This window comes from Shewanella sp. (assembly GCF_047975355.1).
GTDB lineage: Bacteria > Pseudomonadota > Gammaproteobacteria > Enterobacterales > Shewanellaceae > Shewanella.
This window is the reverse complement of sequence record NZ_JBKEDJ010000056.1, coordinates 23,381-38,870: the sequence shown is the minus strand read 5'-3', so window position 1 is coordinate 38,870 and position 15,490 is coordinate 23,381. Positions and strand designations below refer to the sequence as shown.

General features: G+C 47.0%; 12 protein-coding genes and 3 tRNA genes. 10 read left to right on the top strand and 5 right to left on the bottom strand.

Annotation, left to right across the window (positions count from 1 at the left end):
* The first annotated feature begins 140 nt into the window (after nt 1–140).
* On the top strand, nt 141–1,520 hold the full coding sequence (cysS, locus tag ACK5NH_RS15100; RefSeq protein WP_416921354.1) for a cysteine--tRNA ligase: 1,380 nt from the start codon (nt 141–143) through the stop codon (nt 1,518–1,520).
* Between the two features lie 119 nt (nt 1,521–1,639).
* Here the strand turns inward: cysS and folD are convergent, their stop codons facing one another.
* The gene (gene folD, locus ACK5NH_RS15095; RefSeq protein ID WP_011623249.1) at nt 1,640–2,494 is read right to left on the bottom strand and encodes a bifunctional methylenetetrahydrofolate dehydrogenase/methenyltetrahydrofolate cyclohydrolase FolD; all 855 of its coding nucleotides are present in this window, start codon (nt 2,492–2,494) and stop codon (nt 1,640–1,642) included.
* A 353-nt stretch (nt 2,495–2,847) separates the two neighbouring features.
* Here folD and ACK5NH_RS15090 point away from each other — a divergent pair.
* The 9 genes from ACK5NH_RS15090 to ppiD all read left to right on the top strand — a co-directional run bounded on the left by ACK5NH_RS15090 (nt 2,848) and on the right by ppiD (nt 11,959).
* Nucleotides 2,848–2,924: transfer RNA gene (locus ACK5NH_RS15090), tRNA-Pro, on the top strand.
* 115 nt (nt 2,925–3,039) lie between these two features.
* Nucleotides 3,040–3,116, top strand: a tRNA-Arg gene (locus ACK5NH_RS15085).
* Between the two features lie 9 nt (nt 3,117–3,125).
* Nucleotides 3,126–3,201 (top strand) — tRNA-His (locus tag ACK5NH_RS15080).
* 262 nt (nt 3,202–3,463) lie between these two features.
* Nucleotides 3,464–4,768, top strand: a complete 1,305-nt coding sequence (gene tig, locus ACK5NH_RS15075; RefSeq protein ID WP_416921352.1) for a trigger factor — start codon at nt 3,464–3,466, stop codon at nt 4,766–4,768.
* Between the two features lie 89 nt (nt 4,769–4,857).
* Nucleotides 4,858–5,466 carry an ATP-dependent Clp endopeptidase proteolytic subunit ClpP gene (gene clpP, locus ACK5NH_RS15070; RefSeq protein WP_416921350.1) on the top strand — a complete coding sequence of 203 codons (609 nt, stop codon included), beginning with the start codon at nt 4,858–4,860 and terminating at the stop codon, nt 5,464–5,466.
* Between the two features lie 99 nt (nt 5,467–5,565).
* Complete coding sequence (gene clpX / locus ACK5NH_RS15065; protein ID WP_416921348.1) at nt 5,566–6,846, top strand: ATP-dependent protease ATP-binding subunit ClpX; 1,281 nt, start codon at nt 5,566–5,568, stop codon at nt 6,844–6,846.
* A gap of 131 nt (nt 6,847–6,977) precedes the next feature.
* Entirely contained in the window at nt 6,978–9,335 is a 2,358-nt protein-coding gene (lon, locus tag ACK5NH_RS15060; protein WP_416921346.1) for an endopeptidase La, read from the top strand.
* A gap of 259 nt (nt 9,336–9,594) precedes the next feature.
* The gene (gene hupB, locus ACK5NH_RS15055) at nt 9,595–9,867 is read left to right on the top strand and encodes a nucleoid-associated protein HU-beta (protein ID WP_006081127.1); all 273 of its coding nucleotides are present in this window, start codon (nt 9,595–9,597) and stop codon (nt 9,865–9,867) included.
* Nucleotides 9,868–10,093: 226 nt separating this feature from the next.
* The gene (gene ppiD, locus ACK5NH_RS15050) at nt 10,094–11,959 is read left to right on the top strand and encodes a peptidylprolyl isomerase (RefSeq protein WP_416921344.1); all 1,866 of its coding nucleotides are present in this window, start codon (nt 10,094–10,096) and stop codon (nt 11,957–11,959) included.
* A gap of 118 nt (nt 11,960–12,077) precedes the next feature.
* Here ppiD and ACK5NH_RS15045 read toward each other — a convergent pair whose 3' ends face one another.
* From ACK5NH_RS15045 to ACK5NH_RS15030, 4 genes are all read right to left on the bottom strand, one after another.
* Entirely contained in the window at nt 12,078–12,290 is a 213-nt protein-coding gene (locus tag ACK5NH_RS15045; protein WP_011071920.1) for a TOBE domain-containing protein, read from the bottom strand.
* Nucleotides 12,291–12,405: 115 nt separating this feature from the next.
* Nucleotides 12,406–13,608 (bottom strand): enoyl-ACP reductase FabV, encoded by a 1,203-nt coding sequence (gene fabV / locus ACK5NH_RS15040; protein WP_416921341.1) that lies wholly within the window; start codon nt 13,606–13,608, stop codon nt 12,406–12,408.
* A gap of 105 nt (nt 13,609–13,713) precedes the next feature.
* Nucleotides 13,714–14,499, bottom strand: coding sequence for an ATP-binding cassette domain-containing protein (locus ACK5NH_RS15035; protein WP_011626595.1), 786 nt, complete (start codon nt 14,497–14,499; stop codon nt 13,714–13,716).
* Nucleotides 14,480–15,487 carry an oligopeptide/dipeptide ABC transporter ATP-binding protein gene (locus ACK5NH_RS15030; RefSeq protein ID WP_416921339.1) on the bottom strand — a complete coding sequence of 336 codons (1,008 nt, stop codon included), beginning with the start codon at nt 15,485–15,487 and terminating at the stop codon, nt 14,480–14,482. Before ACK5NH_RS15030 ends, ACK5NH_RS15035 begins: the two co-directional genes overlap by 20 nt.
* Between the last annotated feature and the right edge of the window lie 3 nt (nt 15,488–15,490).

Genomic DNA, 15,490 nt, shown 5'->3' with positions numbered 1-15,490 from the left:
GTTTTCATACTCTCAGTAAATAGTGGCGCGATTCTAACTTATCTCTGATTGCACGCAAAGTGCAGTATTCAAACCCCTTGCCAACATGGTAGACTGACCCTTTGATTTTACACCCGAATCTATCATTGAAGAGAATGCCGATGTTGAAGATTTACAACAGTATTACCCGCCAAAAACAGGAATTTAAGCCAATTACTCCCGGAAAAGTTGGGATGTATGTGTGTGGGGTGACCGTATACGATCTCTGTCATATTGGCCATGGGCGTACTTTTGTTTCCTTCGATATGATCGTTCGCTACCTGCGTTATGCGGGTTATGAAGTGAATTTTCAACGTAATATCACCGACATTGATGACAAAATCATCAAACGCGCTAATGAAAACCAAGAAGACTGCAACACATTAACTGATCGTTTGATTGGTGAAATGCATAAGGATTTTGATGCGCTAAATATGATCCGTCCCGATTTCGAACCTCGTGCAACCCTGCATATTGCCGAAATCATCGACATGGTTGAGCGTTTACTGGCCCGCGGTCATGCCTATGTGGCCGCCGATGGCGATGTGCTGTTCAGTGTGGCGTCTTTCCCTGAGTATGGTCGCCTATCAGGTCAGAATCTGGAGCAATTACAGGCGGGCGCTCGGGTTGAGGTTGATGATAACAAGCAAAATCCAATGGATTTTGTGCTATGGAAAATGTCTAAACCGGGCGAGCCAACGTGGGAATCGCCATGGGGACCGGGTCGCCCTGGTTGGCATATCGAATGTTCGGCGATGAATAGCAAGCACTTGGGGCTGCATTTCGATATCCATGGTGGTGGTTCAGATTTGCAATTCCCGCACCATGAGAATGAAATTGCCCAGTCTTGCTGTGCTCATGATACGCCGTACGTGAACTACTGGATGCACACCGGCATGGTGATGGTTGACCGCGAAAAGATGTCTAAGTCTTTAGGCAACTTCTTCACTATTCGTGATGTATTAGGCCATTACGATCCTGAAACTGTGCGTTACTTCTTGCTATCGGGTCACTATCGTAGCCAAATCAACTACTCTGAAGAAAACTTAAAGCAGGCGCGTGCGGCGTTAGAGCGTTTATATACCGCGATTAAAGATGTCGACCTCACTGTAGCTGCTGCGCCAGCGGAAGAGTTTGTGTCTAAGTTTAAAGCGGCAATGGACGATGACTTTAATACCCCAGAGGCGTACTCAGTGCTATTTGATATGGTGCGTGAAATTAACCGCCTGAAAACCACCGATATGGCGCAGGCTTCTGCCATGGCGGTTGCCATGAAGCAACTGGCTGATGTATTGGGATTATTGCACCAAGCACCCGATGCCTTCTTCAAAGGTGAGGGAAGCGATGATGAAGTGGCTGAAATCGAAGCCCTGATTGTTGAGCGTAATCGTGCTCGTGTCGAAAAAGATTGGCCAGCGGCTGACGTAGCGCGTAATCGTTTAAATGAGCTTGGCGTGGTATTAGAAGATGGCCCAAGTGGTACAACTTGGCGTAAGAAATAATCCCATCGCTTAAGCTAGATTCGCGTCGACAATAAAAAACCTGCCAATGGCAGGTTTTTTATTGCGTAGTAAGGTTAAATAGCAAATTTATACGGTACTATTTAACCCATCGTTATCAATTAGTCATGATATTGCTCAGCGGCATACAGGGTATTTTCAAGTAGGCTGGCAATGGTCATTGGTCCCACACCACCGGGTACTGGGGTAATAAAGCTGGCGTTTTGCGCAGCAACATCATATTGCACGTCGCCCACTAAGGTGCCGTTTTCTAAGCGGTTAATACCCACATCGATAACAATCGCGCCGGGTTTAATCCACTCTCCAGGGATAAAACCGGGTTTACCGACTGCAACTACTACTAGATCTGCCTGACGAATTTTTTGTTCTAGGTTTTTGGTAAAACGATGGCAAGTGGTTGTGGTACAGCCCGCAAGCAGTAGCTCTAGTGTCATTGGTCGACCGACGATGTTTGAGGCGCCTACTACAACTGCATCTAAGCCATAGGTATCGACACCCGTTGATTTGATTAAGGTCATGATCCCCATTGGAGTGCATGAACGTAATACTGGAATACGTTGGGCTAAACGACCGACGTTATAAGGGTGGAAACCGTCGACATCTTTATCGGGGCGAATGCGCTCAATCACTTTAGAGTCTTCAATATGCGCAGGCAGAGGAAGCTGCACTAAGATACCGTCGATTGTTGGATCATCATTGAGTTCGTCGATAAGGGCTAATAAGGCTTCTTCGGTATAACTGGTATCGAGATCGTAGGAGCGAGAAATAAATCCCACTTCTTCACAGGCTTTACGTTTACTACCAACATAAACCTGAGAAGCGGGGTCGGCTCCCACGAGAATGACGGCTAAACCTGGTACGCGTTGTCCTGCCTCTTTGCGGGCGGTTACTTTTTCGCGAAGTTGTGTGCGGATGGATTGAGCAATCGCCTTGCCGTCGATTATTTGGGCTGTCATGGGTGTAGGATATCCTTTATATGGGCGATGGTGAAAACTGTCGTTAACACAGAGAGTGGCAATCGCGACTATTTTAACAGGGCGTTGCGGGTGTGTCATGGTGAAAGCCGCGGCGAAATGGATAAAAACAGGCGTATTCGCCTGATAATTCAGCATCTAGTTTGAATGCTTAAAAAAATCGTTGACGGGTGCAAAGTGAGGGGCTAAGATGCGCTCCGTTCTCAAGCAGATGTGCCCATTTGCTTTGAAAACAACTATTATCACTAATTAATGAGATTCTATGAACATCCTGATTTGGATGAGAGTGGACCAGAGGAAACCCTCTCAATTAATACCTGATAATGTAAGACCTTCGGTGATTAGCGCAGTCCGGTAGCGCATCTGGTTTGGGACCAGAGGGTCAGAGGTTCGAATCCTCTATCACCGACCAATGTAATATTATTGGCTCATAGATTACTTAGGTAATTTGAGCGGGTAATAGCGGATAATTTTACTATGATAAGTTATCACGCCTAGGTTAGGATACAGCAGAGTCTGTAAACCATGCGCCCGTAGCTCAGTTGGATAGAGCATCCGCCTTCTAAGCGGATGGTCGCAGGTTCGAATCCTGCCGGGCGTACCAGTTTCAGTGGTGATTGTAGCTCAGTTGGTAGAGTCCCGGATTGTGATTCCGGTTGTCGTGGGTTCGAGCCCCATCAGTCACCCCATTTTTAAGTACTTTGAGTACAAAATATAAAAAGCGACCTCTGGTCGCTTTTTTTATACCCTAGATTCGGCCGTAGAGGCTCGACTCTGCACAAAACGGTGGCTATAATGTCGCGTCTTGATAGATATCAACTAACAGCGACCTGTGCCGAAAGCCAATAGTGGTGGGCATTGTAGTCAAATTTAATGATCAAGAAACGAATACCTGAATAGTTGAAGACTCGACTATTACAAAGGACGTTAGACAAATTTCGAGGTAAAACAATGCAAGTTTCTGTTGAAGCAACCCAAGGCCTAGAGCGTCGCCTGACCATTTCTGTTCCTGCTGAACAAATTGAAAAACTGGTTAAAGACAGTTTACAACGTGAAGCTAAGCGTGCTCGTATCCCAGGTTTCCGTCCTGGCAAAGTGCCTGTTACTGTAATCAACAAACGTTATGGCGCAGCTATTCGTCAAGACATCACTGGTGAAGTGATGCAACGTAACTTTATCGAAGCGATCATCGCTGAGAAATTAAACCCAGCTGGCGCACCAACTTTCGTACCTGGTGCGACTGACGGTGAAAAATTTGAATTCGTCGCGACTTTCGAAATCTACCCAGAAGTTGAGCTGAAAGGTTTAGATGCAATCGAAGTAGAACAACCAAAAGCGTCTGTGACCGATGCTGACGTAGACAGCATGATCGAAACGTTACGTAAGCAACACGCGACTTTTGCTGCTGTTGAGCGTGAAGCGGCTGACGGCGACAAAGTGAAAATGAACTTTGTTGGCAGCGTTGACGGTGTTGAATTCGAAGGCGGTAAAGCTGAAGATTTCGAACTGCAATTAGGCAGCGGCCGTATGATCCCAGGTTTCGAAGCGGGTATCTTAGGTCACAAAGCGGGTGAAGAATTCGTTATCGACGTGACTTTCCCAGAAGAATATCACGCTGAAAACTTAAAAGGTAAAGCGGCTAAGTTTGCTATCACCTTAACTGAAGTTTTAGCGGCTAACTTACCAGAAGTAAACGATGAGTTTGCAGCATTATTCGGTATCAGCGAAGGCGGCTTAGAAGCGCTGAAAACTGAAATCCGTAAGAACATGAACCGTGAACTTGAGCAAGCGTTAAAAGCAAACGTGAAAGAGCAAGTGATCACTGGTTTATTAGCCAACAACGACATAGAACTGCCAAAAGCACTGATCGATGGCGAAGTTAACGTACTGCGTCAACAAGCGATGCAACGTTTTGGTGGTCAAACGGCTAACATGCCAGAACTGCCTGCTGAATTATTCACTGAACAAGCGGCTCGTCGCGTGAAAATCGGTCTGTTATTAGGCGAAGTTATCAAGACTAACGAGCTGAAAGCAGAAGATGAGCGTGTACAAGCGTTAATCGCTTCTATGGCTTCTGCATACGAAGATCCAAGTGAAGTGATTGCTTATTACAACAGCAACAAAGAGCTGATGCAAAACATGCGCAACGTTGCGCTTGAAGAGCAAGCTGTTGAAGCACTGCTGAAATCTGCCAAAGTGACCGAAAAAGAAGTCGCTTTTGAAGAATTTATGAACAAGGCTACAGGTCGCGCATAAGCTAAGCTTGACTTGATTGGCAGTTCGCAATTTATAATGGCTCGTATGAGGCTCCTCATGCGAGCCATTTTTATTTAGGGAAACGAATAATGCATAATGCGTCAGACATACAAAGTGCTTTAGTGCCTATGGTGATCGAACAGACGGCTAAGGGTGAACGCTCATTCGATATTTATTCTCGTCTGTTAAAAGAGCGGATTATCTTTTTAGTGGGTCAAGTTGAAGAGCATATGGCGAATCTGATTGTGGCGCAGTTGCTCTTCCTCGAATCAGAAAGCCCTGATAAAGATATCTTCTTATATATCAACTCACCCGGTGGCTCAGTCACTGCGGGCATGGCGATTTACGATACCATGCAGTTTATTAAGCCGAGCGTCAGCACTGTGTGTATTGGTCAAGCGGCCAGCATGGGCGCGTTTTTATTAGCAGGCGGCGAAAAGGGTAAGCGTTTCTGCTTACCTAACTCACGCGTGATGATCCACCAACCACTGGGTGGATTCCAAGGTCAGGCTTCTGATATTGCTATTCATGCCCAAGAGATCTTAGGCATCAAGCATAAACTGAACCTGATGTTGTCAGAGCACACTGGCCAGCCACTCGAAGTGATTGAACGTGATACCGACCGCGACAACTTCATGAGTGCGACTCAAGCAGTTGAATATGGTTTAGTTGACGCAGTGATGACTAAACGCGGCTGATTTTTACTTTTGACTGGGCTATGCTCTATTAAGCAAAGCTCAGTTAAGGGTTAGCAAGTTTACGACAAGCAGTAGAGCAGACTGCAAATGAGGTAATTAATGGGCGACAACAAAAATAATGGTGACAGCGGTAAATTGCTGTACTGCTCTTTTTGCGGTAAGAGCCAGCATGAAGTCAGAAAACTGATTGCAGGCCCATCAGTATACGTATGCGACGAATGTGTCGAATTATGTAACGACATTATTCGTGAAGAGATTAAAGAAATCTCCCCTAAGCGTGATAATGATAAATTGCCAACGCCACATGAGTTGCGTGCGCATTTAGACGATTATGTGATCGGTCAGGACAGAGCCAAAAAAGTGCTTTCTGTTGCTGTGTACAATCACTATAAGCGCCTGAGAAATTCTTCTCCCAAAGATGGAGTGGAATTAGGCAAGAGTAACATTTTGCTGATTGGTCCCACGGGCAGTGGTAAAACCCTGCTGGCAGAAACCCTCGCGCGCTCATTGAATGTCCCATTTACTATGGCGGACGCCACCACATTAACCGAAGCCGGTTATGTGGGTGAAGACGTTGAAAACATCATTCAAAAGCTGCTACAAAAGTGCGATTACGATGTTGAAAAAGCGCAACGCGGTATCGTCTATATCGACGAAATCGACAAAATCAGCCGTAAATCGGACAACCCGTCGATCACCCGTGACGTGTCGGGTGAGGGCGTGCAGCAAGCTCTGCTGAAGCTTATCGAAGGTACAGTTGCTGCGGTTCCGCCTCAAGGTGGTCGTAAGCATCCACAGCAAGAGTTCTTACAGGTAGATACCTCTAAGATCCTATTCATCTGTGGTGGTGCTTTTGCTGGCCTTGAGAAAGTGATTGAACAGCGTGCTCACGTCGGTTCTGGTATCGGTTTTGGTGCACAAGTGAAGGGCGAGAAGGATAAGGCAACGATTTCTGAAACCTTATCTCAAGTCGAACCCGAAGATTTAGTCAAATATGGCTTGATCCCTGAGTTTATCGGCCGTCTACCCGTTGTCGCAACGCTGACCGAGCTGGACGAAGAAGCGTTAGTGCAAATTCTGTCTGAACCTAAAAACGCGCTGACAAAACAGTACAACGCGCTGTTTGAGATGGAAGGGGTTGAGCTTGAGTTCCGCGAAGATGCGCTCAAAGCTATTGCACATAAAGCCATGTCCCGTAAAACGGGCGCCCGTGGTCTACGTTCAATCGTAGAAGGTATTTTACTCGATACCATGTACGATATTCCTTCGATTGAGGGCGTTGTGAAGGCGGTTGTCGATGAATCTGTGGTGAATGGCGAGTCTGCCCCTATCCTGATTTACGAGCGCAACGAAGCGCAAGCGGCCTCTGGTGAACAATAATTGTACTGATTATTAATAATCTGAAAATCAAGGAGTCCATGGACTCCTTTTTTTATTTTGGCCATTGAAACCCAGTAAAGCGCCCCAATATACTCCATAACTAATCCCTTTCATCTAAACGGAATCGAGCTATGACCTTAGAGCGTGAAGCGCATATCGAACTCCCCGTGCTACCACTGAGAGATGTGGTGGTCTATCCCCATATGGTAATTCCGTTGTTCGTTGGCCGAGAAAAATCGATTCGTTGTCTCGAAACGGCAATGGCCCAGGATAAGCAAATTATTTTAGTCGCTCAGCGTGATGCTGAGCTAGACGAGCCGACCAAAGACGATATCTTTGAAGTCGGTACAGTGGCGTCTATTTTGCAACTGCTTAAACTGCCTGACGGTACGGTTAAAGTACTGGTCGAAGGTGGCCGCCGCGCCCGTATTAAGCATTACACACAGGAAGCGGATTTCTTTGTGGCTAAGGCCGAGTACCTCGAGTCTGAGCCTTTAGAAGACAAAGAAGAGGAAGTCTTAGTTCGCAGCGCGATTGGCCAATTTGAAGGCTATATCAAGCTTAACAAGAAGATCCCGCCTGAAGTCTTGACCTCGCTTTCTGGAATCGATGAAGCGGCGCGCCTAGCTGATACTATGGCCGCGCATATGCCACTCAAGCTTGAGGACAAACAGTCTGTGCTTGAGATGACGAACATCGGTGAGCGTCTGGAATATTTAATGGCGATGATGGAGTCGGAAATTGACCTGCTACAGGTTGAGAAACGTATTCGTACCCGCGTTAAAAAGCAGATGGAAAAGAGCCAGCGTGAGTATTATCTGAACGAGCAGATGAAAGCCATCCAAAAAGAATTGGGTGACTTAGACGAAGGCCACGACGAGTTTGAAGTCTTAAATCGCAAGATTGAAGAAGCCAACATGCCAAGCGATGCCAAAGAGAAGGCCGTCGCCGAGCTGAATAAATTACGCATGATGTCACCCATGTCTGCCGAAGCGACCGTGGTTCGCAGCTATGTGGATTGGATGACCTCAGTGCCTTGGAGCCAACGCTCAAAAATCAAACGCGATTTAGCTAAAGCCCAAGAAGTTCTCGATACCGACCACTATGGTCTGGAAAAGGTCAAAGACCGGATTCTGGAATACTTGGCAGTACAGAGCCGTGTGCGTCAACTTAAGGGGCCTATCCTGTGCTTAGTCGGCCCACCAGGTGTGGGTAAAACCTCATTAGGTCAATCGATTGCGAAAGCAACTGGTCGTAAGTATGTGCGTGTTGCCTTGGGCGGCGTGCGTGATGAGGCGGAAATCCGCGGTCATCGCCGTACTTACATTGGCTCAATGCCGGGTAAAGTCATTCAAAAGATGGCGAAAGTGGGTGTGAAAAACCCCTTATTCCTGCTCGATGAAATCGACAAAATGAGTTCGGATATGCGTGGCGACCCAGCGTCAGCGCTGTTAGAGGTGCTTGATCCTGAGCAAAACGCGACCTTTAACGACCATTACCTCGAAGTCGATTACGACTTATCCGATGTGATGTTCGTGGCAACCTCGAACTCGATGAATATTCCTGGCCCGCTACTGGACCGTATGGAAGTGATTCGTCTATCGGGTTACACCGAAGATGAGAAACTCAATATTGCTAAGCAGCATTTACTGACGAAACAAATTGAGCGTAACGGTCTTAAAGCGAGTGAAATTCATGTAGAAGATAGCGCGATTGTCGGCATTATCCGCTATTACACCCGTGAAGCTGGCGTGCGTTCTCTTGAGCGTGAATTGTCGAAGATTTGCCGTAAGGTCGTGAAGATGATCCTGCTGGATAAATCCATCAAGTCAGTCACAGTGACCGCGGACAACCTCAAGTCTTTCCTCGGTGTGCAGCGCTTTGACTATGGAAAAGCGGAATCGAACAATCAAATTGGTCAAGTCACTGGTTTGGCTTGGACCGAAGTCGGTGGCGATCTGCTGACCATTGAGGCGACCTCTGTGCCTGGTAAAGGCAAGTTGACCTACACGGGTTCACTTGGCGATGTGATGCAAGAGTCAATTCAAGCGGCGATGACCGTCGTGCGTGCCCGTGCAGAACAATTAGGCATCAACGGCGACTTTTATGAGAAACGTGATATCCATGTTCACGTGCCAGAGGGGGCGACGCCAAAAGATGGTCCATCTGCGGGCGCGGCAATGTGTACTGCATTAGTGTCTAGCTTAACGGGTAACCCTGTGCGGGCCGATGTGGCGATGACGGGTGAAATTACTTTACGCGGAGAAGTGTTACCTATCGGCGGTTTAAAAGAAAAACTGCTCGCGGCACACCGTGGTGGCATTAAATTGGTACTTATTCCAAAAGAAAACGAGCGTGATCTGGAAGAAATTCCTGCCAATGTGATTGCCGATTTGGAAATTCGTCCCGTGCGTTGGGTCGACGAAGTGTTAAAACTGGCGCTAGAAAGACCGGTTGAAGGCTTCGAAGTGGTTAAAAACTTGGCATAACGCAAGAAAATGCGCTATCACGCTAAAAAAAATGAAAAAAGGGGCTTAACAAAGCGCAGACCTGTGGTAGCCTAGGTCTGTGGAGAGTCGGTTGCTCCAAGCCCTTGGCGCAACTGGCTTTGAGCTGTATCCAGTTTTATTTCTTTGGTTTTCGAACTCAGCTTGAACTTTGAATTCAAGCTTGTTATAAAAGCCTCCGCAGACCGCTCTAGAGACGGATTTGGTTGCGGCGCAAAAAAATTACATTCAAGGGGATGACATGAACAAATCTGAACTAATCGAGAAAATCGCTTCTGGTGCTGACATTTCTAAAGCCGCTGCTGGCCGTGCACTGGATTCTTTTATCGCTGCTGTGACCGAAGGTCTGAAAGAAGGCGATAAAATTTCTCTTGTTGGTTTTGGTACTTTTGAAGTGCGTGAACGTGCTGAGCGTACTGGTCGCAACCCACAAACGGGTGAAGAAATCAAAATCGCAGCAGCAAAAATTCCAGCATTCAAAGCTGGTAAAGCTCTGAAAGACGCTGTCAATTAATTTTTGATATCGTAGCCTTTGTAAGGCGTTCGTAATGATAAGCACTGTTTAAACAGTGCTTTTTACGAATTGAAAGTAATGGATTTTGAAGGTTTATTTCTACCATTACTCGGGGTTTTAGCACTTACCAGTGGTAGCGTCTGAATAATCCCCATAAATTACAGAAAGGCGCATCTCAAATTGATGCGCCTTTTTATTTTGTTAATCGCAACAAGCGAGAAATCTGATGTTAGAAAAGATCCGCGACGGTTCGCAAGGCGTGATTGCTAAAGGCATTCTCGTACTTGTGATTTTATCTTTTGCATTTGCAGGCGTGAGTAGCTATTTAGGCTCAACAACTGACGCCCCTGCAGCAGAAGTCAACGGTGACAAGATCACTAAAGCCGAGTTAGAGCAGGCCTATCAGAGCGAACGCGCTCGTATGGAGCAACAACTGGGCGAAATGTTTGCTGCGTTATCTGCCGACGAAAGATACTTAGAAAGCATTAAGCAGAGCGTACTCGAACGTTTAGTGGCCGATAAACTGATCGACCAAGCAGCTGCTGCAATGGGGCTGCGTGTGTCTGACGAGCAAATTATTGCGGCGATTAAATCAGAACCCGCTTTCCAAACCGATGGCAAATTCGATAACGACCGTTATCAGGCAATTTTGCGTCAGTTAGGCTACCAGCCACAAACCTTTAGAAGCATGATGCGTGTCGATATGACTCGTCGTCAGTTAACTGCGGCGTTAGTGGGCACTGAATTCGTGTTACCAGGTGAAGCTAAGCAATTAGCTGAGCTGCAAGGCCAAACTCGTGACATTCGTTATTTAGTGGTGGACTCGGCGCCATTCCTCGCGAATGCCTCTGTGACTGACGAGCAAGTTGAAAACTACTATGACACTAACCAAGGCCAGTTTATGAGCCCTGAGAAGGTGAGCTTAGAGTATGTAGAATTAAATGCGGCTGATTTTGCGAAAGATAGCAAAGTGACCGATGAAGAAGCTCAGGCTTACTACGATGAGCATAAGACGCAGTATGTGTCTAACGAGAAACGTTTAGCTGCACACATTCTAATCGGCCCAGGCAGCGATGAAGCTGCGGCAAAAGCCAAGGCTGAAGATTTAGCTAAGCAGTTAGATAACGGTGCTGACTTTGCTGCGTTAGCCAAAGCCAATTCGGAAGATACCTTAAGTGCCGAGCAGGGCGGTAAGTTAGACTGGTTTGAACCTGGTGTGATGGACCCAAGTTTTGATACTGCTCTGTTTGCACTGCAAAAAGGTCAGCATTCTGGCGTTGTGAAAACGGATTTTGGTTTCCATATCATCAAACTGTTAGACGTTCAGCCTGGTACTACCGTGCCATTTGCGGATGTGAAAGCGAAGATTGTGGCTCAACTGCAAGAGAAGAAAGCGGTCGATCAATTCTATAGCTTGCAGAGCAAACTGGCTGATACTAGCTACGAAGTGCCTGATACCTTAGCAGAAACCGCTAAAGTCGTTGGCGTTGAGATTAAGACGACGCCACTGTTTTCACGTGATGATGTGCCAGCGGCATTGAATAAGCCTGAGGTAGTTAAAGCGGCGTTCTCCGACACTGTTCTACGCCAAGGTTTAAACAGTGAAGTGCTTGAACTTGAGCCAAACCATGTAGTGGTTATCCGCATGAAGGAACATCACGATGCGGGCACTATGCCATTAGTAGAAGTGAAGGCCGACATTAGCGAACGTTTGAAGCAAGACCAAGCAAACGAAGCTGCACGTGCTAAAGCACAAGAGCTGATGACCCAAGTTAAAGCGGGTGCGACTGATGTGACTCTAACGGCTAAGACCAAACTGGGTCGTGGCGCGCAAGACGTGGACGCAGCCATTGTAGGTAAAGCCTTCCAAATGCCAATCCCGAGTGCCACGCCTGTGGTTGACACAGTTGCTTTAGCGAGTGGTTACGCAGTGATTGTACTGGATAAAGTCAATGCGGCTGAGTCTGTTAGCGATGAATTAGTCAGTGCACTGAAACAACGCTTAAATGCACAATACAGCGAAGCGGATTACCGCGGCCTGATTGAGTCACTGAAAGCGAATGCGAAAATCGATTACCCTGTTGAAGGTTAATTTTGATAGGGGATAACTTGCTTATCCCCTGTTTTTTCGAAGCAAATAGAAAAGGCCAAGTATTTACTTGGCCTTTTTGTTTGTCTCGATACAGCGATATGGGAGCTATATCAGCCGCTTAATCATCCACGCCAATCATCACGCTGCTGGCTTTAATGAGTGCGTAAGCCGAATCACCCACCTTCAAGTTTAAACGCTCACAGGAAGCTTTAGTGACGACAGAAGTTAACACTACGCCTGGTGCCAGTTCGATAGTAACTTCATTGTTTACAGAGCCAATTTCGATGGCGGTAATTTTGCCACTTAGGGTATTACGTGCACTGATCTTCATTCTTTGTCCTTAGTTAGTGTTGATTTCATGCTAGTTTAGCCTATCGAGCTACATTTGCAGCAAATAAAAACGCCACCCAAGGGTGGCGTTTTACATAAATTATTCAACTACTTGATTAGAGCTCGATCACATCGAACTCAACGTATGGATTAACATCTGCATCGTAGTCTATGCCTTCGATGCCAAAGCCAAATAGCTTGATGAACTCGGCTTTATATTCTTGATAATCGGTCAGTTCTGACAGATTTTCCGTGGTCACTTGTGGCCACAGATCACGGCAATGCTGCTGGATATCTTCACGCAGTTCCCAATCGTCTAAACGCAGACGGTTGTCGCTGTCGGTTTCTGGTTTTGCACCATCGGCACGGAACAAGCGTTCGCTGAACATGCGATAGATTTGCTCCATACAGCCTTCGTGCAGGCCTTCTTGGCGCATCTTCTTAAACACCATCGCAATATACAGTGGCATTACAGGGATGGCAGAGCTGGCTTGGGTCACAACGCTCTTCAGTACTGCAACGTTTGCGCTGCCGCCTTTGGCCGCTAGCTTATCATTTAAGGCTTTAGCCGCACGGTCTAAGTCCATTTTGGCTTTACCCAGTGCGCCGTGCCAGTAGATTGGCCAAGTTAACTCAGTGCCGATATAGCTGTAAGCAACAGTTTTGCAGTTGTCGCTCAATACGCCTGCTTCAGCGAGCGCGTTCATCCACAGTTCCCAATCTTGGCCGCCCATGACTGTTACGGTATCGGCAATTTCTTGCTCAGTTGCAGGCTCAACCGTGGCTTCGATAATACAGTCTTTATTCGTATCAACTGCAGTCGCTGTATACACTTCACCTATGGGTTTTAGTGCAGAACGCACCAGCTCACCAGAGTCAGGCAGTTTACGCACAGGGGATGCTAATGAATAGACCACCATATCAACTTGACCTAAATCTTGCTTAATAAGCTCGATGACTTTTTGCTTTGCTTCATGGCTAAAGGCATCGCAGTTGATGCTCTTTGAATATAAACCTTCCGCTTTAGCAAACTTGTCAAATGCGGCTGAATTGTACCAGCCAGCAGTGCCTGGTTTCGCTTCAGTCCCAGGCTTTTCGAAGAACACACCAATCGTTGCTGCATCGCTACCAAAGGCGGCTGCAATGCGTGAAGACAGGCCATAGCCACTGGATGAACCAACAACGAGGACTTTCTTCGGACCATTGGCAATTTTGCCTTTCGCTTTGGTTAAGGCAATTTGTTCTTGAACGTTAGCTTCACAACCAACGGGATGAGTAGTGGTACAAATGAATCCACGAATTTTGGGTTTGATAATCATGTTTAAGCTTCTTCTATCAAAATGACCAATAGGATAAATACTTCGGCGATTAAATGGCATCTATTTTTAGCCAATTTGCCTGAATATTTAAGTGGTTGGAGCAGTTTAACGCTTATGAACAAACAGGCTCTGCTCCTGAATAAGCCTTTGGGTATATTCGTGTTGAGGCGAATTAAATATCTGTTCTGTGGGGGCTTTCTCAACCATTACCCCTTTGTGTAACACCATAATTTTATCGCTGACATGGCGAATAATATTGAGGTTATGGGACACGAAGATATAGGACAAGCCTAAGTCTTTTTGCAATTTCAGCAGCAGATTGAGGATTTGTGAACGAACCGAGAGATCCAAGGCGGTTAAGGCCTCATCGGCGATGATGATCTTAGGGTTGAGCATCAGTGCCCGCGCCACCGCAACCCGTTGTTTCTGGCCTTCGGAAATCATATGCGGATAAAATTCTGCATGTTCGGGCAATAAACCGACCTTCCTTAAGGTATCAATCACTTGGCCACTACGCTCCTTGGCGGATAACTCAGTGTTAAAGCGCAAGGGTTCATCCAGTAATTGGCCAATGGTGAGCCTTGGGTTGAGTGAGGTATTGGGATCTTGGAAAATCATTCGAATAAGTCGACAGCGCTGCTTGATATTGCGACTATCAAGCGCCTCGCCCTCGAAGTAAATTTCACCGCCGCTGCGGGGCTCTGCGCCCACAAGAATACGTGCTAACGTACTCTTGCCTGAGCCCGCTTCACCTACAATAGCCAAGGTTTCACCGCGGTTTAATTCAAAGGAAACCGGTGCTAAGGCATCGTTATATTGGCGAGTAAAGCCTTTATAGCCAGTATCGTACCTCTTAAAGAGATCGTTAACTTTAAGCAGTGGGGTCGTCATTTGTCGTTTCACCGTGGTAAGGGAAATGGCAGGCAAAGTAGCGGTCTCGTGAATGACTCAAACTTGGTTGATTTACGCATTTCTTTTGCGCCTCAGGGCATCTTGGCCCTAAACGGCACCCTATGGGGAGATGTTGCAGTGCAGGTGCAGAGCCTGGCAGGGTTGGCATAATCGTTTTGTGTGCCTCTATCCCTGAGTAATCCGGCATATTATCTAATAGCGCCTTAGTGTATGGATGATAGGGCTGATTAATCAGTTCATCCGTTGGACCGGACTCCATCACTTGGCCGCAGTAGAGCACGGATAAGTGATCGCACCACTGGGCGAGGGTCTCAAGCTCATGACTGATGATTAAAATCGACACGTTTTGCAGCTGGTTAAGCTGTGATAGCAGACGGAAAATCTGTGCCTGTGTGCTGAGCTCCATTGAGCTTGTCGGCTCGTCGGCAATCAATAATCGCGGTTGGTTGGCGATCGCCATGGCGATCATCACTTTTTGGCATTCGCCTTCCGAAAGCTCCCAAGCATAGCTGGACATGACTTTTTGCGGATTCTTAATCCCGACCTTATGCAGCCATTTTTGCGCCGTCTGTTTGGCATGTTTGTGCTTTTGCCAAAAGTAAGCCTTAGGATTTTTAGGCATGGCCTGCATCAACTGGCTACCCACGGTTTGCGAAGGGTCAAGGCTGCCAGATGGGTCTTGGAAGATCATCGCCATATCCGAGCCCATCAGATTCCGGCGCTCCTTCGAGGTCATGGTCATCAGATTATTGCCATCCCACATCATGCGGTCGGCAGTAATGGTCCAGTTAGGGCCTGGGATCCCTAAGATGGCTCTGGCGAGCAGACTACGACCCGAGCCGGATTCACCCACAAGACCATGAATTTCCCCCGCATTGAGGGTCAAACTCACTTTCTCCAGCGCGCGCACTTTGCCGTGGGGCGTATCGAGTTCAATCGTCAGGTTTCTAACGTCAAGTAATGGCATAGG

Coding starts and splice junctions, on each gene's coding strand:
- ACK5NH_RS15030 (WP_416921339.1), bottom strand. CDS start 15,487: ATGCCATTACTTGACGTTAGAAACCTGACGATTGAACTCGATACGCCC.
- ACK5NH_RS15045 (WP_011071920.1), bottom strand. CDS start 12,290: ATGAAGATCAGTGCACGTAATACCCTAAGTGGCAAAATTACCGCCATC.
- ACK5NH_RS15035 (WP_011626595.1), bottom strand. CDS start 14,499: ATGACGACCCCACTGCTTAAAGTTAACGATCTCTTTAAGAGGTACGAT.
- tig (WP_416921352.1), top strand. CDS start 3,464: ATGCAAGTTTCTGTTGAAGCAACCCAAGGCCTAGAGCGTCGCCTGACC.
- cysS (WP_416921354.1), top strand. CDS start 141: ATGTTGAAGATTTACAACAGTATTACCCGCCAAAAACAGGAATTTAAG.
- folD (WP_011623249.1), bottom strand. CDS start 2,494: ATGACAGCCCAAATAATCGACGGCAAGGCGATTGCTCAATCCATCCGC.
- clpP (WP_416921350.1), top strand. CDS start 4,858: ATGCATAATGCGTCAGACATACAAAGTGCTTTAGTGCCTATGGTGATC.
- hupB (WP_006081127.1), top strand. CDS start 9,595: ATGAACAAATCTGAACTAATCGAGAAAATCGCTTCTGGTGCTGACATT.
- lon (WP_416921346.1), top strand. CDS start 6,978: ATGACCTTAGAGCGTGAAGCGCATATCGAACTCCCCGTGCTACCACTG.
- ppiD (WP_416921344.1), top strand. CDS start 10,094: ATGTTAGAAAAGATCCGCGACGGTTCGCAAGGCGTGATTGCTAAAGGC.
- fabV (WP_416921341.1), bottom strand. CDS start 13,608: ATGATTATCAAACCCAAAATTCGTGGATTCATTTGTACCACTACTCAT.
- clpX (WP_416921348.1), top strand. CDS start 5,566: ATGGGCGACAACAAAAATAATGGTGACAGCGGTAAATTGCTGTACTGC.